The 16479-nt window shown below is 73.0% G+C and carries 18 protein-coding genes; 9 read left to right on the top strand and 9 right to left on the bottom strand.

Translation table 11 applies throughout. The annotated features are described in order from the left end of the window. Positions 1-205: 205 nt before the first annotated feature. The gene (locus NDAS_RS10690) at positions 206-868 is read left to right on the top strand and encodes a hypothetical protein (RefSeq protein WP_013153190.1); all 663 of its coding nucleotides are present in this window, start codon (positions 206-208) and stop codon (positions 866-868) included. 103 nt (positions 869-971) lie between these two features. On the opposite strand, the gene NDAS_RS28875 is transcribed toward NDAS_RS10690, so the two are convergent. Further along, positions 972-1145 (bottom strand): hypothetical protein, encoded by a 174-nt coding sequence (locus NDAS_RS28875; RefSeq protein WP_013153189.1) that lies wholly within the window; start codon positions 1143-1145, stop codon positions 972-974. 76 nt (positions 1146-1221) lie between these two features. Then, entirely contained in the window at positions 1222-1686 is a 465-nt protein-coding gene (locus tag NDAS_RS10685; protein WP_036552214.1) for an Lrp/AsnC family transcriptional regulator, read from the bottom strand. 107 nt (positions 1687-1793) lie between these two features. Here NDAS_RS10685 and NDAS_RS10680 point away from each other — a divergent pair, with 107 nt between their 5' ends. Continuing rightward, positions 1794-2204 carry a DUF2000 domain-containing protein gene (locus NDAS_RS10680; protein WP_013153187.1) on the top strand — a complete coding sequence of 137 codons (411 nt, stop codon included), beginning with the start codon at positions 1794-1796 and terminating at the stop codon, positions 2202-2204. Between the two features lie 169 nt (positions 2205-2373). On the opposite strand, the gene NDAS_RS10675 is transcribed toward NDAS_RS10680, so the two are convergent. Then, on the bottom strand, positions 2374-2928 hold the full coding sequence (locus NDAS_RS10675) for a hypothetical protein (protein ID WP_013153186.1): 555 nt from the start codon (positions 2926-2928) through the stop codon (positions 2374-2376). Between the two features lie 237 nt (positions 2929-3165). Next, on the bottom strand, positions 3166-3561 hold the full coding sequence (locus NDAS_RS10670; protein WP_013153185.1) for a RidA family protein: 396 nt from the start codon (positions 3559-3561) through the stop codon (positions 3166-3168). A gap of 137 nt (positions 3562-3698) precedes the next feature. Between NDAS_RS10670 and NDAS_RS10665 the strand changes: the two genes are divergently transcribed. Further along, positions 3699-4673 carry a helix-turn-helix transcriptional regulator gene (locus NDAS_RS10665; protein WP_013153184.1) on the top strand — a complete coding sequence of 325 codons (975 nt, stop codon included), beginning with the start codon at positions 3699-3701 and terminating at the stop codon, positions 4671-4673. 68 nt (positions 4674-4741) lie between these two features. Here NDAS_RS10665 and NDAS_RS10660 read toward each other — a convergent pair whose 3' ends face one another. Beyond that, positions 4742-6430 carry an ABC-F family ATP-binding cassette domain-containing protein gene (locus NDAS_RS10660; RefSeq protein ID WP_013153183.1) on the bottom strand — a complete coding sequence of 563 codons (1689 nt, stop codon included), beginning with the start codon at positions 6428-6430 and terminating at the stop codon, positions 4742-4744. A 291-nt stretch (positions 6431-6721) separates the two neighbouring features. Continuing rightward, positions 6722-7252 carry an NUDIX hydrolase gene (locus tag NDAS_RS10655; RefSeq protein ID WP_013153182.1) on the bottom strand — a complete coding sequence of 177 codons (531 nt, stop codon included), beginning with the start codon at positions 7250-7252 and terminating at the stop codon, positions 6722-6724. A gap of 459 nt (positions 7253-7711) precedes the next feature. Between NDAS_RS10655 and NDAS_RS10650 the strand changes: the two genes are divergently transcribed. Beyond that, positions 7712-8248: a hypothetical protein gene (locus tag NDAS_RS10650; protein WP_013153181.1), complete on the top strand. Its 537-nt coding sequence runs from the start codon at positions 7712-7714 to the stop codon at positions 8246-8248. Positions 8249-8350: 102 nt separating this feature from the next. On the opposite strand, the gene NDAS_RS10645 is transcribed toward NDAS_RS10650, so the two are convergent. Then, positions 8351-9112 (bottom strand): MerR family transcriptional regulator, encoded by a 762-nt coding sequence (locus tag NDAS_RS10645; RefSeq protein WP_013153180.1) that lies wholly within the window; start codon positions 9110-9112, stop codon positions 8351-8353. 137 nt (positions 9113-9249) lie between these two features. Between NDAS_RS10645 and NDAS_RS10640 the strand changes: the two genes are divergently transcribed. Next, the gene (locus NDAS_RS10640; protein ID WP_013153179.1) at positions 9250-10062 is read left to right on the top strand and encodes a thioesterase family protein; all 813 of its coding nucleotides are present in this window, start codon (positions 9250-9252) and stop codon (positions 10060-10062) included. Positions 10063-10247: 185 nt separating this feature from the next. Here NDAS_RS10640 and NDAS_RS10635 read toward each other — a convergent pair whose 3' ends face one another. Next, positions 10248-10991, bottom strand: coding sequence for a metallophosphoesterase (locus NDAS_RS10635; RefSeq protein ID WP_013153178.1), 744 nt, complete (start codon positions 10989-10991; stop codon positions 10248-10250). Positions 10992-11437: 446 nt separating this feature from the next. On the opposite strand from NDAS_RS10635, the gene NDAS_RS10630 reads away from it, so the two are divergent. The 3 genes from NDAS_RS10630 to NDAS_RS10620 are packed head-to-tail and all read left to right on the top strand — an operon-like array spanning position 11438 to position 14577. Next, on the top strand, positions 11438-12430 hold the full coding sequence (locus NDAS_RS10630) for a Bug family tripartite tricarboxylate transporter substrate binding protein (RefSeq protein WP_013153177.1): 993 nt from the start codon (positions 11438-11440) through the stop codon (positions 12428-12430). Continuing rightward, a complete protein-coding gene (locus tag NDAS_RS10625) occupies positions 12427-13023 on the top strand; it encodes a tripartite tricarboxylate transporter TctB family protein (RefSeq protein WP_013153176.1) in 597 nt (198 codons plus the stop codon). Before NDAS_RS10630 ends, NDAS_RS10625 begins: the two co-directional genes overlap by 4 nt. Next, entirely contained in the window at positions 13024-14577 is a 1554-nt protein-coding gene (locus NDAS_RS10620) for a tripartite tricarboxylate transporter permease (RefSeq protein WP_013153175.1), read from the top strand. 194 nt (positions 14578-14771) lie between these two features. On the opposite strand, the gene NDAS_RS10615 is transcribed toward NDAS_RS10620, so the two are convergent. Then, positions 14772-15380 (bottom strand): TetR/AcrR family transcriptional regulator, encoded by a 609-nt coding sequence (locus NDAS_RS10615; RefSeq protein ID WP_013153174.1) that lies wholly within the window; start codon positions 15378-15380, stop codon positions 14772-14774. 104 nt (positions 15381-15484) lie between these two features. Here NDAS_RS10615 and NDAS_RS10610 point away from each other — a divergent pair, with 104 nt between their 5' ends. Then, complete coding sequence (locus tag NDAS_RS10610; RefSeq protein WP_013153173.1) at positions 15485-16441, top strand: NAD(P)-dependent alcohol dehydrogenase; 957 nt, start codon at positions 15485-15487, stop codon at positions 16439-16441. The last annotated feature ends 38 nt before the right edge of the window (positions 16442-16479 follow it).

The raw sequence follows: 16479 nt of genomic DNA, 5'->3' as shown, positions 1-16479 counted from the left end.
GCTTGAGATGCAAGCCGGTGGACGCGCGGGTTCGTGCCGGGCGCGGAACCGGCACGGTCGCGCTCCCCCGCCGCATGACATCTGTCATGCCCGACCCGTGCGGACCGCACAGGGAACACATGATCCGTGACACTCCGTCACAGGCCCGCTCCGGCCTAGGTTCGAAACACGGAACGATAGTCCACGAGACGGCAGGGAGCCCCGGATGTTCGAGGAGCGGCGTCGGCGTCGGGCCGTGCGACGGGTCAGGCCCGGGAACGGTCGTCCGCTGAAGCCCTTCCGGTGGTGGCAGCTGGCGTCCCGTGCCCTGTTCTACCTCGCGCTGGGCGACGCCGACGGTCGGCGGACGGTCTACGCCGTCCACGTCGACCACACGCAGCGGTTCTTCTCGGAGGACGGCAAGGGCAGGGCCCACCTGTACCTCGACGGCAGGCACCACGCCGAGTCGGGGCTCCCCGCCGCCTTCCCCGTGCGGGGCGGGGTGATCGAGGTGGCGGCGACGGCCTTCGGTCTCAGGCGCTGCCACTACGTCACCGACGAGGGGACCGAGCACCAGCTCGTCCCGGACCGCCGCTCCGGCGAGGGGCGCCGCGCGCGGTTGGACCGCGGGCACCCCGTGCTGAGCCGCTGGATCGGTGTCCTCTCGCTGCTCCTACTCGTCGTCCCCGCGCTGTTGCTCGTCCCCCAGCTCGCCGAGGCGGTCTTCCGGGTGCCTCCCGTGGCCGAGCGCTTCGGGACGTTCACCTCGCCCGTCCACCTGCCCGTGTGGCTCAACACCGCGCTCACGCTCGGCGCCGCGGCGGCCAGCACGGAGCGCGCCCTGCGCCTGCGCTACAACTGGCTGCTGGACACCGCGGCCCAGGGGTGAGGGAAGCCCGGTGGGCCAGCGGGGCCGGGTGGGGGTTGCACCGTTGCGGTCCGCGGTGGCCCCGGCCGGGGCCGAAGGCCGGGTGCACGGCCTCCGGCGACGGCTACTCGCCCTTGTCGGTGGTCTTCTTGCCGGTGGCCACGCCGAAGGCGACGCCCATGCACAGGCCCAGCGCCACACCGAGTGCGAGGTTGTCCATGAGCAGGCCGAAGGAGGTGCCGAAGCAGACGCCGAGCGCCAGTCCCAGTGCGATGTTGTTGTTCTTGCCCTTGTTCATCTGTCCCCTTTGTGGCCGTGTGTCGGTTCTTGGACGCGGGGGCGCCGTCCACGGTTCCCGGCGAGGGGGCTCCGGCTCACTGCGGCGGCTCCAGGGGCGCGGCGACGTGCTTGCGGGCGCTGTCGTAGATGATCTGGCTGCGGAAGCTGGCCACCTCGCGGCGCTGGGTGAGCCGGTCGATGAGGAAGCTGTGCAGCGCGTCCAGGGAGGGCACGGACACGTGCACCAGGAAGTCCTGCTCCCCCGCCACGACGTAGACCGCCAGCACCTCGGGCAGGGCGAACATCGCGCCCTTGAAGCCCTCGATGACCTGGCGGCTGGGCGGGCGCAGCTGCACCGACACGAAGGCCTCCACCTCCCGGTTGAGCGCGGCCGGGTCGATGTCGGCGTGGTAGCCCCGGATGACCCCGCGCCGGTGCAGCAGGCGCACGCGTTCCAGGCAGGTGGAGGGTGCCACGCCGAGCTTGTGCGCGAGGGCGCGGTTGGTCTGCCGCGCGTCCTGCTGGAGTTCGCGCACGATCGCCGAATCAAGTTCGTCCATGGCCCCCACGGTAGCCTCTCGGTCGAATAGTATTCGGTCCCGCAACCATGAGCGCGACCGTATGGCTAGGTTCTGCACCGTTCACAAGCCATATGAACGGGGTAACCATGGGGATGTCCACCAAGATCGTCGTCGTCCTGCGCGAGGGCCTGGAGCCCGCGCTCGCCGCCAACGCGGGGGTGGTGCTCGGCCTGGCGCTGGGCGGACGGATGGAGAACTCGCTGGCCGCCGACGGCAAGGACGCGGGCGGCGGCCTGCACGCCGGGCTCAACCCGCACCCGGTGCCGACCCTGGTGGCCTCGGCGGAGCAGTTGCGCGCGCTCAAGGCCGGGGCCGACGAGCGCGACCTGACGGTGGTGGGCTTCAACGAGGTGGCCCGCCGCTCCCGCGACTACGTGGAGTACCTGGACGCCCTCGCGGTCACCGAGCCGCAGGACGTGGAGTACGTGGGGGTGGCCGTCTTCGGGGCGCGCAACGCCGTCAACAAGCTCACCGGGAAGCTGGCGCTGATGCGCTGAGTCCGGTGGCCCTCGCGTGAGGGGGCGAGGAGGCGCGGGCAGGGGACCCGCGCCTCCTCATCCCGGGAGGAGGAGGCGTCGGGCGGGACCACCGGCGGGCGGGTGTGCCTGCCGCGGCCACGCGGCCGGGGAAGCGGCGGGGCCGGACGGGCGTGGGCCCGGGGTCCGCTCACGCGCCCCCGGTGAGCTCCTCCAGTTCCCGGTAGGAGGACACCGTGCGCAGCTGCTGTTCGGTGAGTCGGTTGATCCGGGCTTTGGCCGCCCGCCCCTGCGCCCCGGTCGGCAGGAAGCCCCGGTGGATCTCGGGCAGGGCCAACTCCCAGCCGCACACCGCCCTGGCCGGGTAGCGGTACCACTGGCGCACGACCACCGAGCCGACCCGGATCGCGTGCTCGTTGCCCGGGGGAACGTTCGGACGGTCGGGCTCCCGGGCCAGGTAGCGGTGCCCGTCGGCCAGGTCGCAGGGCCCGCAGCCCGGTTCGCCCGACCCTAGGGCCCGCCCGCACTCGGGGCAGACCAGGCGGTCCATGGCCGCGTCCACCACCCGCCAGGCGAACTGACCGGGGTCGGAGAGCACGAGTTCGGCCAGGTCGCGTTCTGCGTCGCCGCCCGGTTCGGCGTCCCACTCGGCGCACGCCTCGGCCCAGGCGCGGTCGGTCTCCGCGCGGATGAGGCGCATCGTCTCGGCCAGTTCCGGGGTGCGCCAGCCGTCGCGGGTGGACATACCCCGCACGCTAACCCGCTCGGACCGTCGAGTGCCACGGGTTTTGCCTGTTCTGCCCCGCCCGGCGCCCGCGCCTCCGCCCGCCGGACCGGACGGCACCGCTAAAGGGAACCGCGCTCGGGGCCGAAGGTCCACACGCGTCCCGTGGCGCTGCCGTTCCCTGTGCTCCGGAAACCGCCCGCCTCCGCTGTCCGTGCCGGTTCGACCAGTACGGGCAGCGGAGGCGGTGAGGTCGCATCACGCGACGGCGGTTCCCTCCAGTTCGACCATCAGGGTGGGGATCGCCAGCCGTGTCACCCCGAGCATCGTGGTGGTCGGCGCGACCCCGGCCGCGCCCAACCGCGACGCCAGCACGCCGTAGTGCTGGAAGAGCAGGTCGACGTCGGTGGTGTAGACGTTGAGCCGGACCAGGTTCACGAGGGACATCCCAGCCTCACCGAGGACGGCCTCCAGGTTCTCCAGGCTCAGCGCCAACTGCGCCGCCATGTCGTCGGCGTGCTGGGGCTCGCCTTCGCCGCTCATCGCGGTCTGCCCGGAGCAGTACAGGGTCCGGGCGTTCCCGGACACGATCTCGCCCTGGTTGTACCCCATCCCCACCGACCACGTCCACGGGTTGACCACCGTTCGCTCCATCGCCACATCAGCTCCGTTCGGTTCATCGACAGGCACGTACGTCCATCGGCTCGGCGGCCGCGTTCTTCGACGTCGTGCTGACAAGCCTCCTGGAAAATCACGACATCCTGTGTCATGTATTCCGGTAGGTTCTTCGTGTGCGAGCTGACCGGCTGGTCTCACTGGTTCTGCTGCTGCGCCAGCGCGGTCGGCTGTCAGCGGCCACGCTGGCCCGCGAGCTGGAGGTGTCCACACGCACCGTGCTGCGCGACATCGAGGCGCTGTCCGCGGCCGGTGTGCCGGTCTACGCCGAACGCGGTCGGCACGGCGGTTTCGCGTTGCTGCCCGGTTTCCAGACGGAGCTCACCGGCTTGAACCACGACGAGGCGCTCGCCCTGCTGGTCGCCGGATCGCGGCGGGGCGCGCAGGCGTTCGGCCTCGGGGCGGCGCTGGCCTCGGCCATGCGCAAGGTGGTCGACGCGCTGCCCGAAGGCGATCGGGCCACCGCGGCCGGTGCGGCCCAGCGGTTGCTCATCGACCCGGAGACCGATCTGCTCTCGCGTCGACCGGCTGTCGAGGAGGTGCCCGACACCGTGGTGGCCGTGATCCGGCGGGCGGTGTTCGACGGGCACAGGCTGCGCATCCGCTACGCGGCTGTGGACCAGGACCCGAAGTGGCGCACTGTGGACCCGGTCGGTCTGGTCACCGTGCGCGACCGGGGCTACCTGCTGGCCACCAGGTCCGGCCAGGACCGCACCTACAAGCTGTCCCGGGTCCTGGAAGCCGAGGAGCTCCCCGAACCCGCGCAGCGGCCGGAGCGGATCGACCTGGACCGGGTCTGGCAGGAGCGCAGCACGCGGTTCCGGACCGGCGGTGACCAGGTCACCGTGTTGGTGCGGGCGGCCCCGGAGCGGCGGGAGGACCTGGTGGGTACGGCGCTGGCCGTCCGCGCCGAAGAAGTCGACGCGGACGGCTGGCTGCGGCTGGAGTTGACCTTCCAGGACGCGAGGCACGCCGAATGGGCGCTGTGGCAGCTCGCCACGGACGCGGAGGCCCAGGACCCGCAGTGGCTGCGCGCCTGCCTGCGCGACCGAGCCGTCGCGATCGCCGCCCGTTACGGAATGCCGCTCTGATCGGCCGACCCGCCGTGGAGGACCCGGCGGAACGCCGCCGGGCCCACACGTCACGTCAACCGACCGGATCAGCCGCCGCCGTGTGCGGCCGACTGGCCGACCAGATCGGACGCGGACGCCCGCGGGGCCAGCGTGAGCCGGTCCCACGAGGCGACGTCGCGCTGGAGCTGCCGGTCGTGGGTGGCGAGCACCACCGCCGCCCCGGTGGCGCCGAGGCCCTCGGTGAGCTCGTCGACCAGGGCGATCGAGAGATGGTTCGTCGGCTCGTCCAGCAGCAGCACGTGCGGCCGGGACGCCAGCGCCAGGGCCAGGTCGAGCCTGCGCTGCTGCCCCATGGACAACTCACGCAACGGCTTGTTGACGTCCGCCGACGAGAGCAGCCCCAGAGAACTCAACGACACCGTCTCGCTCTCCCTGAGCACGCCCTCGCTGACGAGCCGTCCCAGGTGGGCGGCGAACACCTGGCGGGCACGGCGTGCCCCCGCCCGCGGCGACTCCTGGGCCAGCAGTCGCACCCGTGCGGTGCGCGCGGTGCGCACACCGCCGCCGGTCGGCTCGATCCGCCCGGCGAGCACCGACAGCAGCGTCGACTTGCCCGCCCCGTTGGCCCCGGTGACCACCAGTCGCGAACCGGAGTCGAGGGCCAGGGTGACCGGCTGGTCCAGCCGCCCCGCGACGGTGACCTCGTCGGCCCTGACCAGCGTCACGCCGGGCAGCGCCGCCAGTTCCGGCATCCGGAACCGCAGCGGTGGCGGCGGCATGGTGACCGCGTGCGCCTCCAGGTCGTCGCGCCGACGGTGGACGGAGCGCACGAGTCCGGGCGCGCGGGTCGCCCGCTGGTGCTTGCCGGTGCCCTTGTCCGGCCGCCAGCCGCTGACCAGCCGGTTCTGCGCCTCGGACAGGTCCTGGGTGAGGCGGGCGTGCTCGGCCCGCTGCTGCTCGTACTCGGCGGCCCAGCGTTCGCGCTCGGCGCGCCGTCCCTCCTGGTACCCGGCGAACCCGCCGCCGTACACGCGGGGCCTGCCGTCGCGGCTCGGGTCGAGGTCGAGCATCGTCGTGGCCACGTCCGAGAGCAGGGCGCGGTCGTGGCTGACGAGCACCACGCCGTTGCCGTGCCCGCGCAGTTGGGCGGTCAGGAAGTCGAGCCCGGCGGCGTCGAGGTGGTTCGTGGGCTCGTCCAGCAGAAGGAAGTTGTGCGAGGCGCCCAGCAGGCAGGCCAGCCGGACGCGGTAGCGCTGGCCCACCGACAGCTCCGCCAGCGGCCGGGACCGGTCGGTGACGGCGCCCAGGTTCTCCAGGGCGAGGTCGACGCGCCGGTCGGCGTCCCAGGCGTCCAGCACCTCGGCGGCGTTCAGGGCCGCGGTGTACTCCTCGGCGGCCCGGGGATCGCCCTCGGCCAGTCCCTCGGCGCTGGCGTCGAGCGCGGCCAGGGCCGCGCGGGCGTCGGCGAGTTCGATGTCGACCAGGTCCCCGACGGTGCGGCCGCCGGTCGCCGGCATCTCCTGTTCGGCGACGCCGAGGGTGCCGATGCGCTGTACGGTCCCGGAGTCGGGTTCGAGCGCACCGGCGAGGACGTGCAGCAGCGTGGACTTGCCGCGGCCGTTCTCGCCCACGACTCCCCAGCGGGATCGCGGTGTGACGGTCATGTCGACACCGGAGAGGACCGTGCGGCCGCCGCGGTCGATGTGGACGCCGTTCGCGGTCAGTTGCGCCCGTTCACCGGCGGGCAGCACGAGTTTGGGGTTGAGGGTGGTCACTGTTCCTCCGAACAGAGCTCCGCCCGGCGCGGTGGCGGCGGGGTGTGCGGGAGCTCTTCGAGCTGACGGGAAGGACCCGGGAAGCGGGTCGGTGTACACGTCGGGCACCCGCGGCCACGCGGAGGCGGGGCGGGCGCTCAGGCTCGGATCAGAGGTACAGAGGTAGATGCACGAGTTCACGGTAGCAACCGGTCCGCGCGAACGGAAAAGGGTTTACCGGGAGCCGCCCGCCCCGTGCCCCCGACGTGGCGCTGGCCGAGGGCTTCAGCGCCGGGCAGTCGGTGCGCCCCCTCAGTCCCGGCCGGTGGCGTACAAATACAGCAGCGCGTTCATGGATGTGCCGCTCACCAGCTGGCGTCGCCTGATCAGCTCGGGGACCCGGTCCAACGCCACCCACTCCACGCGCTCGGCCTCCCAGGCGTCCTGGGGTTCGCCGACCCTCTCCGCCGTGTCGGCGACGAAGACGCGGTGCTCGCTGTCGGTCAGCCCGCTGGAGGGCTGGACGTACACCAGCGGGCGCAGCGGTCCCGGCCGCCACCCGGTCTCCTCCAGCACCTCGCGCGCGGCCGCCCGCTCGGGGCTCTCCCCCGGGTGCACGCCGCCCATGGGGATCTCGTAACCCCAGGTGTCGGTGATGAACCGGTGCCGCCACAGCAGCAGCGCCCGGCCCCGTCCGTCGAGCACCACGGCACCGGCCCCGGGTGGTCGGCGGATGAGCCGGTGGTCGAACCGGTGCCCGTCGGGCAGTTCGACGTCCGCGGCCCGCACGTCGATCCACGGGTCGGTGTACAGGGGCTTCTCCGAGTGGACGGTCCAGCGCACGGGCGGCCCTTTCCGTTGGCGGGGAGCGGGACCACCAGACTGGCATGCCCCCGCGTGCGCGCGAAGCCGTCGGCGCCGAGCCGCGAACCGACCTCATCGACCTGCGCGGCCCGCGTGCGCGCGTGCGGGAGTCGGTCCGCGCGGTCCGGCCGGGTTCCGGCGCGCTCTTTACCGCCCGTCACCCGGCCGCCCCGCCCGCCGCGAGCGTCGCGGCGCGGCTACGCGGGCCTCCTGCTTTCGGCGGCCGGTGTGGTCCGGGTGTGCTCGGGCCCCGCTGTTGGCACGGTCACGTTCGCGCTGGTCCGGCCCGCCGCAGGACGCCGGAGAGGCCCGGAAGCGGCCCCATGCCGCCTGACCAGGGGGTTGCTCGGGCTTGGTGTTGTCTTTCCCACCAGACCCAAGTGGTTTCAAACACTTTTCAAAGCCCTGACCAGCGCATACGTTGCACGAGTGAACTTTATGCGATCGATACCCAAGTTGACGTTTACCGCGACCTCCAGCCTGCTCATCACCGGCGGGCTGCTTCTGGCCGGACCGGGCGCCGCAGCCGCGGACACGGCTTCCGCCAAGGAGATCGCCGACACCCTCAACGACAAGCTGAACGATGACATGGCCGGTCACATGACCGAGGAGCACGTCGAGAACGCCCGGGCGATGGTCGACGCGGCCAAGGACCGCGACCTGGGCGAGGACGCCGCCGCCATGGCGGTGGCCACCTCCATCGTCGAGACCCACCTGGACAACCTCGACTGGGGCGACCGCGACAGCGTCGGCCTGTTCCAGCAGCGCGACCACTACGGCTCGCAGAAGGACCGTCTCGACCCCACCTGGGCCACCAACGCCTTCTTCGACGAGCTCGAGCGTGTCTACCCCGAGGGCAGCTGGGACGACACCCCCCTGGGCGAGGTCGCCCAGGACGTGCAGCGCTCGGCCTACCCCGACCGGTACCAGCACCAGGTCGACGACGCCGAGATCATCGTGGACCAGCTCTGGTAACGGACCGTTCCTAGACAGACAGTGGAGCGTGCGAACCCCGCTCTCGCATGCTCATCCGGCGGAGGCCGGTGACCGGGCGCCCGGTCACCGGCCTCCGCCGTTTCACGCCTCCTGACGTGCGGCGTTGGCGGCGAAGGCCTCGCGCAGGTACACGCTCAGCCCCTCGGCGTGGGCGTCGACGGTGGCGGTGAAGCGCTCGTCGTCCACGTACAGCCGTCCCAGTCCCCGGTGGACGCAGGTGGTGCAGTCGTAGAACCAGCGGGTGATGTGGGCGCGGTGCCGCTCGGCCAGGTCCATCACGGCGGGGCTGTCGGGCGCCTGCCCGTCGTTCATGGCCGCGGCCAGGGCCAGGTAGATCTCCTCGCCCTCGGCGTTGAGCCGCTCCCAGTCGGCCTTGGTGTAGGAGCCGACCCTGCGCTGGGACTGGGCGTAGGCCTCGGTGCCGCCCCAGCGTCGGCGGGCCTCCTCGGAGTGTGCGTCCACGTCGAAGTCGCCGAAGAGTTCGAGGCGTTCGGCGGCGGTCAGGTCGAGTTGCATGGTGTCGGCCTCCATCAGGCGTTCGATGCCGCGCGCCATCGTGCGCAGGCGTTCGATGCGTTCGGTCACCAGCCGGTGCTGACGGGCCAGGTGGGCGCGGGTGTCGGCGGCGGGGTCGTCGAGCAGGGCGGCGATCCGGTCCAGGCCGAAGCCCAGTTCCCGGTAGGTCAGGATCTGCCGGAGCCGTTCCAGGTCCTGGTCGCTGTAGCTGCGGTAACCCGCCCGGGTGCGTTCGGCGGGAACGAGCAGTCCGATCCGGTCGTAGTGGTGCAGGGTCCGGACGGTCTGCCCGCTCATCCGGGCGGCCTCGCCGACGGTGTGTCCCATCTGTCCTGGTGCTTCCTCGCTGGTGGTGACGTGTGCCCGAAGCTAGGGCCTGACGCCGCGTCAGGGTCAACCACTTTCCCCGGACGGGCCGCCCCGCGTCCACCACCGGGCCTTACTCGCCGGTAACATCTGGGGGCATGAGCCCTGACCGCACCACCGAGGACTTCCGGTTCGACCGGGACACCCGCGTCGAGAAACTGGCCGACGGCGAGTTCGCCGCCACCCTCACCGACGCCTGGACCACCTTCACCTCCCACCCCAACGGGGGCTACGTCCTGGGCGCCGCCCTCAACGCGCTGCGCCAGAACCTGAGCCAGCCCGACCCCCTGGCCGTCTCGGCGTTCTTCCTGCGCCCCGCCGCCCCCGGCGCGGCCACCGCGCGCACCGAGGTGGTACGCGAGGGGCGCCGCACCGCCACCGGCCAGGTCCGCCTGGAGCAGGGCGGCAAGGAGATCCTGCGCGCCACCGCCACCTACGGCGACCTGTCCCCCGACCCCTCGGCCCGCGTGCTGACCCTGGACGAGCCCCCGCGCCTGCCCGCCCCCGAGGACTGCCCCGTTCCGCCCGAGTTCGACAACCCCGAGGGCCTGGGCATCGCGCGCAGCGTCGACTACCGCTACCCCGGGCGTCCGGGCTGGTTGGACGGCAGGAGGGACGGCCGCCCGCACGCCGAGTTCTGGATGCGCTTCGCCGACGGGCGCGAACCCGACACCCACGCGCTGGCCTCGATGGTGGACTTCGCTCCGCCCGCGGTCCTGGAGATCGGCGAGTTCGCGACGATCACCGTCGAGCTGAGCGTGCACGTGCGCGCCAGGCCCGCCCCGGGGTGGCTGGCCTGCCGGGTCTTCACCAAGCACGTCTCCGGCGGCCTGCACGAGGAGGACATGGAGATCTGGGACAGCACGGGCACCCTGGTCGCCCAGTGCCGCCAGCTGGCCATGCTCCTCTGATCGGAGCTCCCCTTGGTGCGCGGAGGCTCTCGGCGCGGCGCGGGCCGACCCGCGCCGCGCCGAGAACGCTTCCCCTGACCGGACCGGGCCAGCCGATGGCTGCTCTCGTTACCGCCCGAGGAGCCGACCCGCCCGGTTCCGGTCGTGGACCATCGACCGGGCCTCGGCGGGGTCCCAGCCCGAACTCAGACCACCGCGCGGAAGTGCGTGGTCAGGCGCCGGTCCTCGTCCAGGATGTGGAAGGCCACACCCGGGGGCTGGTCGCGGTTGGCCGCGGGCCCGCCCTCCCAGGGCATGCTCAGCGTCCACGTCACGCCGGGCGCCAGCAGCAGGGGCCGCCCGGCGAAGGTGGTCGCCCCGCCGGTGTGGGCGTGCCCGACCAGGATCCCCGCCACCCGGGGGTGGGCCCGCAGCAGCCCGGCCAGGTCGTCGGCGTTGTCCAGCCGCATGGAGTCGGGCAGCGGGTGGTGGACCCGCACGGGCGGGTGGTGCAGGGCCAGCAGGGCGGGCCGGTCGTCGGGCAGGGCGCTCAGCGTCTCGTTGATCCACACCAGGGTGGCCGTGTCCAGGTGGCCGCCGTCCTCGCCCGGGACCGTCGAGTCGCAGGTCAGCACCGCCGCGCCGCCCACCTCGTGCACCTGGTTGAAAGGCGCGTCGGACGGCTCCCGGCCCAGCAGCGACGCGCGCATCCGCCCGCGGTCGTCGTGGTTGCCGGGGCAGACCAGCACCGGGAAGGGCAGGTCCAGCAGCCGGGCCGCCTCGCGGTACTCCTCAGCGGTGGCGTGGTCGGCGATGTCACCGGTGACCAGGAGCGCGTCCGGCGCCTGGGCCAGGCCGCGCAGGTACTCCGCGGTCCGGGCGGCGCGCCCGGTGGTGCGGTCGGTCCCGTCCAGGTGCAGGTCGCTGATGTGGGCGAGCAGGAGCGTCATGGCCGTCCTTCGTCGGTCGCGGGTGCGTTGCGCCCTCCGGGACCGCGCGGACCTGCCGGCTCCGCCGCTGGGAAGGCGCACGGAGCCCGTGCGGCCGGGAACCCCCGGCCGCAGCCCCGTGCCCGCCCCAGGCCGTTGACCGGCCGTTTCCCGTCGGGTGAAACGAGGCTATTGCGCGCATCGCGAGCGGGACAGGGTGGTTGTCCGCCCGCCATCGCGACCGCTGCCTCGGGCGGAAACCCGGGGCGACCACAACAATCTCTGTGTTCAAAACGACCAGAAGATTTACCGGTCGGCAAACCGTGGGTCATGCTCTCGAAACCGGTGCGGATGCGACCGGCGCCACGGAGCGGTGTAACGGCCGCCACGCTCCCGCCTCGGGCGGTCCGTCGGCCCGCGAGCGCCCGCCCGCACCGCGGACCCGCAGCAACGGAGAGAGCCACCCCATGAGCATCCAGCGCATTCTGCGCGTCGGCGGCGCGGTCGCCGCGGCCGTCGTCATCGGCGCCGCGGCGGTCAACGCCTCGTCGACCGGCGGCGACGGCGCCGAGGCCGTACGCAGCCGACTGACCACGATCGTGCCCGCCGCGCCCGGCGGCGGCTGGGACCTGGTGGGGCGCGAGGCGCAGAACGCCTTCCGCGAGGGAGAGATCGTCGCCAACAACCAGGTGGTCAACGTTCCCGGCGCGGGTGGAACCATCGGCCTGGCCCAGGCGGTCCGCCAGGAGGGCCGGGCCAACATGCTGATGGTGACCGGCACGGTCATGATCGGCAGCATCATCGTCAACAACTCCTCGCACGACCTGCAGGACGTCACCCCCATCGCCCGGCTGGCCGACGACTACGAGGTGGTCGTGGTCCCCGACGACTCCCCGTACCAGGACATGGGCGACCTGGCCGAGGCCTGGCGCGAGGACCCGGGCGGGATGGCGATCGGCGGCGGCTCCCTGGGCGGCACCGACCACCTGCTGGCCGGACTCATCGCCTCCGACGTCGACGTCGACCCCCAGGACGTCAACTACATCGCCTTCTCCGGCGGCGGTGAGGCGCTGACCTCGCTGCTGTCGGGCAGCGTCGACGTGGGCATCAGCGGCTACAACGAGTTCAGCGACCAGATCGAGGCGGGCAACGTGCGCGCCCTGGGCGTCTCCGCGCACGAGCGCGTCGAGGGCATCGACGTCCCCACCCTGGCCGAGCAGGACATCGACGCGGTCCTGCCCAACTGGCGGGGGTTCGTGGCCCCGGCCGGCATCACCGAGGAGGAGCGCGCCGAGCTGACCGCGATCGTCACCGAGATGCACGACACCCCCGAGTGGGCGCAGACGCTGGAGCGCAACCGCTGGGACGACACCTTCCAGACCGGCGAGGAGTTCGAGGAGTTCCTCGCCCTGGAGACCGAGCGCATCACCACCATCACCGAGGAACTGGGCCTGTCTTGAGTACCGACGCCACCACCCCCACCCGGGCGACGGAGCCCGTCGCCCCGCCGCCCCGCCCCTCCTGGTGGCGGGGCCGGTCCGAACTGCTGGTCGCCGCCCTGGTGCTGGGCATCGCCGGGTTCATCGCCGTGCAGACCGCCGCCATGCCGGTGCCGCCGGGCACCGAACCTCCCGGCCCGCGCTTCTTCCCCACCCTGGTCGCGATCTTCATGGGCGTCACGGGCGTCGCCCTGGCCGTACAGGTCCTCCTGCGCCCGGCCCGCACCGCCGAGGCGCCGACCACCGGTGAGAACGCCGACGCCACCGCCGACGACGGGGGCGCCCCGGCCGGCGAGGCGGGGCCCGTGCGCATCGACTGGAGCTGCCTGGGGATCGTCGTCGCCTCGCTGACGGTGTTCATCCTGCTGCTCCAGCCGGTGGGCTGGCTGCTGTCCGCGGCACTGCTGTTCTTCGGCGTGGCCTACGCCCTGGGCAGCCGCCGGTACCTGTTCGACGCCGTGCTGTCGCTGGTGTTCTCCTCCATCATCCAGCTCGCCTTCGTCGCCGGTCTGGGCCTGAACCTGCCGGCCGGAATCCTCGGGGGCATCTTCTAAATGGACGTTCTCACCAACCTCATGGCGGGGTTCGCCAACGCGCTGAGCCCCGAGTACCTCTTCCTGGCGCTGCTGGGCGTCATGCTCGGCACGGCCGTGGGCGTGGTGCCCGGCCTGGGCTCCTCCATGGCCGTCGCGCTGCTGCTGCCGGTCACCTTCCACCTCGACCCCACCGGCGCGTTCATCATGTTCGCCGGTGTGTACTACGGCGGGCTGTTCGGCGACTCCACCGCCGCCATCCTGATGAACACGCCCGGACAGGCCTCGGCCATCGCCACCGCCATCGAGGGCCACAAGATGGCCAAGCGCGGGCGGGCTCCGCAGGCTCTGGCCACGGCGGCGATCGGCGCGTTCATCGGCGCGATCGTGTCCACGGCGCTGGTGGCGTTCTTCTCACCGGTCATCGTGCAGCTGGCGCTGCAGTTCGGTCCCGCCGAGTACTTCGCGCTCACCGTCTTCGCGTTCGTGGCCACCTCCGCGGTGGTCTCGGACTCGGCCGTGCGCGGCCTGATCGCCCTGGGCATCGGCCTGGCCATCTCGATGGTGGGCATCGACGGCCTCAGCGGCGCCGAGCGCTTCACCCTGGGCGTTCCCCAGCTCTTCGAGGGCTTCAGCATCATCACGGTGACCGTGGCGCTGCTGGCGATCGGCGAGGTGCTGCACGTGGCCGCCACCGCCCACGCGGGCGACGCGGCCAGCGGTGGCCTGCGGCGCACCGGCACTCCCTGGCTGAGCCGACGCGACCTGCGGCGCACGCTTCCGGCCTGGATGCGCGGAACCCTGTTCGGCCTGCCGTTCGGGTCCATCCCGGCGGGCGGCTCGGAGATCCCGACCTTCCTGGCCTACGGCACCGAGCGCAAGCTCGCCGCGCGGCGCGCCCGGCGCGGCAAGGGCGAGGACGAGTTCGGCGACGGCGCGATCGAGGGCGTGGCCGCGCCGGAGGCGGCCGCCAGCGCCACCGCCGGAACCGCGATGGGCACCCTGCTGGGTCTGGGCCTGCCCACGTCGGCGACCGCCGCGATCATGCTGGCCGCCTTCCAGCAGTACGGGATGCAGCCCGGTCCGCTGCTGTTCGAGCGCGACGGCGACCTGGTCTGGGCGCTGCTGGCCAGCCTGTTCATCGGCAGCGTCATGCTGCTCATCCTCAACCTGCCCTTCGCGCCGCTGTGGGCCAAGCTGCTGCTGGTCCCCAAGCCGTACATGTACGCCGGGATCGCGGTGTTCTCGTCCCTGGGCGTGTACGCGGCCGCGTCGTCCATGGTGGACCTGTGGCTGATGCTGATCCTGGGCCTGGTGGCTCTGATGATGCGCCGCTTCGACATTCCGCTGGCTCCGGTGCTGATCGCGGTCGTCCTGGGCCCGGTGGCCGAGACGGAGCTGCGCCGCGCCCTGGCCGTGGGGCAGGGCGACGTGTCGGTGCTCGTGGACAGCGGGATCACCCTGGGCATCTACGGGCTGCTGCTGACGATCGGCCTGGTCGTGGCCGTCGGCCGACTGCGCGCCCGGCGGGCCGCGCGTAAGGACCACACCCCGGTGGAGGCGGGCCGCGGCTGACTCCCGCCCGGCCCCCTCGGGCGCGGCGGCACGGACCCACTCCCCCGTGCCGCCGCGCCGTTTCTGTTCGGGCCCGTGCCCGGTCGGCCGCCGACCGCTGTCCCACCGGGCCCGCGCGCCTGGCGGGGGACATCGCCTCCGAACGTGCCGCGTGACGTCCCCGCGTCAGGCCGCGACCACTTCCGGCCCCGGCCTCAGGAGGTCCCGCCGGTCGCGGCCGCCGGCTCCTGCGGGCGTACCCCCGCGATCGCGATGTCCAGCAGACGGCCCGCCCGCGCGCCGTCTGGGTGGTCCTCCGTGGCGAGCGAGATGGCGCTGACGAGCGCGACCAGGTCCTCGGCGCGCACACCGGGGCGCACCGCCCGCGCCCGACGGGCGCGCTCCAGGAGTTCACCGGCCGCGGCGGTGATCATCGCCGCGCAGCCGTCGTCGCGTTCCAGCAGGTCGGCGTCGCGGCCGTCCCGCAGCAGCGAGGCGGCCAGTCCGCGGCTGGCCTCGGCGTAGGCGTGGAGGTCCCGCAGCCAGGCGAAGAGGGCGGGGCCGGGCCCGCTGGTGCGGGCATGCTCCCGCGCCCCCGCGCAGAGCGCTTCGACGCGGTCGTGGAAGACCACCTCCAGCAGGCGGCGGCGGGAGGGGAAGTGCCGGTGCAGGGTCGCCGAGCCCACTCCGGCCCGGCGGGCGATCTCCTCCAGTGAGGCGTCGACCCCGTGCGCCGCGAACACCTCCTCGGCCACGGCGACGATGCGTTCGTAGTTGCGCCGGGCGTCCGCGCGCAAGGGCCTTCGCGCTGCGCTCTCGACCACCGTGACCTCCTGCGCTTGCTAAGTGGGGTGGTTCTCCGGTTATCTTAGCGGAACGAAGTGGGGTGACACCCCACTTCCTTGTCGAGAGACCGGGGAGAACGACCATGCGCGCTGTGCGGTACGACCGATTCGGCCCGCCCGAGGTGTTGCGCGTCGACGAGGTGCCCACGCCGAGCCCGGGAGAGGGCGAGGTGCTCGTCGAGGTGCACGCCGCGAGCGTGGACGCGGCAGAGCTCGCCTTCCGCTCGGGCAGGATGCGCGGGATCACCCGCGCCCGGTTCCCCCGGGGCGTGGGCGTCGACTTCACGGGCCGCGTCGCGTCGGTGGGCGCCGGAGTGCGCGCCTGGCGGGCGGGGGACGCGGTGTGGGGGCTCATGCCGCACTTCGTCTTCGGGGCCGTCGCCGACCACGTCGTCGTCCCCGAGCGGCGGCTCGCCAGCGCGCCCGGGAACCTCGGCCTCCTGGAGGCCGCCGCCCTTCCGGGGGCGGGCACCACCGCCCTGACCGCGCTGACGGACAAGGCCCGCCTCGCGCCCGGTGAACGGCTCCTGGTCCGCGGCGCCACCGGAGGCGTCGGCAACGTCGCGGTGCAGCTGGGCAAGGCGCTCGGCGCCGAGGTCACCGCCCTCGCCGGGGCCCGCAACCTCGACTGGATCCGAGGACTCGGCGCCGACGAGGCCCTGGACTACCGCACGACCCGGCCGCAGGACCTCGGCCGCTTCGACGTCATCGTCGACCTGGTCGGCACCGACCTCGGTGCCTACCAGGCGCGGCTGCACCGGCGCGGGCGCATGGTCGCGCTCGCCTTCGACCCGGACCGCGTCCTCAGGTCCCTGCTCGGCACCGGGCTCCGGGCCGTCGTACGGCCCGGCCGGACCAAGCTCTTCAGCAACGACCCGTCGGCGGAGCGCATCGCCGAGCTCACCCGGGCCGTCGAGGAGGGGAAGATCCGTCCCATGGTCGACACGGTCCTCCCGATGGCCGACATCGCGGAGGCCCACCGCGGGCTGGAGGCGGGCGGCGTCCGCGGGAAGTACGTCATCGACGTGCGGCGCCCCTAGCGGCGACGCGGCGGGCCGCGCCCGTCGGCGGCGGTGGA

Source organism: Nocardiopsis dassonvillei subsp. dassonvillei DSM 43111, from assembly GCF_000092985.1.
GTDB lineage: Bacteria > Actinomycetota > Actinomycetes > Streptosporangiales > Streptosporangiaceae > Nocardiopsis > Nocardiopsis dassonvillei.
This window is presented reverse-complemented; position numbering and strand designations above follow the sequence as displayed.

Excerpts from the sequence above, each read along its gene's own strand:
- NDAS_RS10690 (WP_013153190.1), top strand. The coding sequence starts at position 206 with ATGTTCGAGGAGCGGCGTCGGCGTCGGGCCGTGCGACGGGTCAGGCCC.
- NDAS_RS28875 (WP_013153189.1), bottom strand. The coding sequence starts at position 1,145 with ATGAACAAGGGCAAGAACAACAACATCGCACTGGGACTGGCGCTCGGC.
- NDAS_RS10685 (WP_036552214.1), bottom strand. The coding sequence starts at position 1,686 with ATGGACGAACTTGATTCGGCGATCGTGCGCGAACTCCAGCAGGACGCG.
- NDAS_RS10680 (WP_013153187.1), top strand. The coding sequence starts at position 1,794 with ATGGGGATGTCCACCAAGATCGTCGTCGTCCTGCGCGAGGGCCTGGAG.
- NDAS_RS10675 (WP_013153186.1), bottom strand. The coding sequence starts at position 2,928 with ATGTCCACCCGCGACGGCTGGCGCACCCCGGAACTGGCCGAGACGATG.
- NDAS_RS10670 (WP_013153185.1), bottom strand. The coding sequence starts at position 3,561 with ATGGAGCGAACGGTGGTCAACCCGTGGACGTGGTCGGTGGGGATGGGG.
- NDAS_RS10650 (WP_013153181.1), top strand. The coding sequence starts at position 7,712 with ATGCGATCGATACCCAAGTTGACGTTTACCGCGACCTCCAGCCTGCTC.
- NDAS_RS10645 (WP_013153180.1), bottom strand. The coding sequence starts at position 9,112 with ATGGGACACACCGTCGGCGAGGCCGCCCGGATGAGCGGGCAGACCGTC.
- NDAS_RS10640 (WP_013153179.1), top strand. The coding sequence starts at position 9,250 with ATGAGCCCTGACCGCACCACCGAGGACTTCCGGTTCGACCGGGACACC.
- NDAS_RS10635 (WP_013153178.1), bottom strand. The coding sequence starts at position 10,991 with ATGACGCTCCTGCTCGCCCACATCAGCGACCTGCACCTGGACGGGACC.
- NDAS_RS10630 (WP_013153177.1), top strand. The coding sequence starts at position 11,438 with ATGAGCATCCAGCGCATTCTGCGCGTCGGCGGCGCGGTCGCCGCGGCC.
- NDAS_RS10620 (WP_013153175.1), top strand. The coding sequence starts at position 13,024 with ATGGACGTTCTCACCAACCTCATGGCGGGGTTCGCCAACGCGCTGAGC.
- NDAS_RS10610 (WP_013153173.1), top strand. The coding sequence starts at position 15,485 with ATGCGCGCTGTGCGGTACGACCGATTCGGCCCGCCCGAGGTGTTGCGC.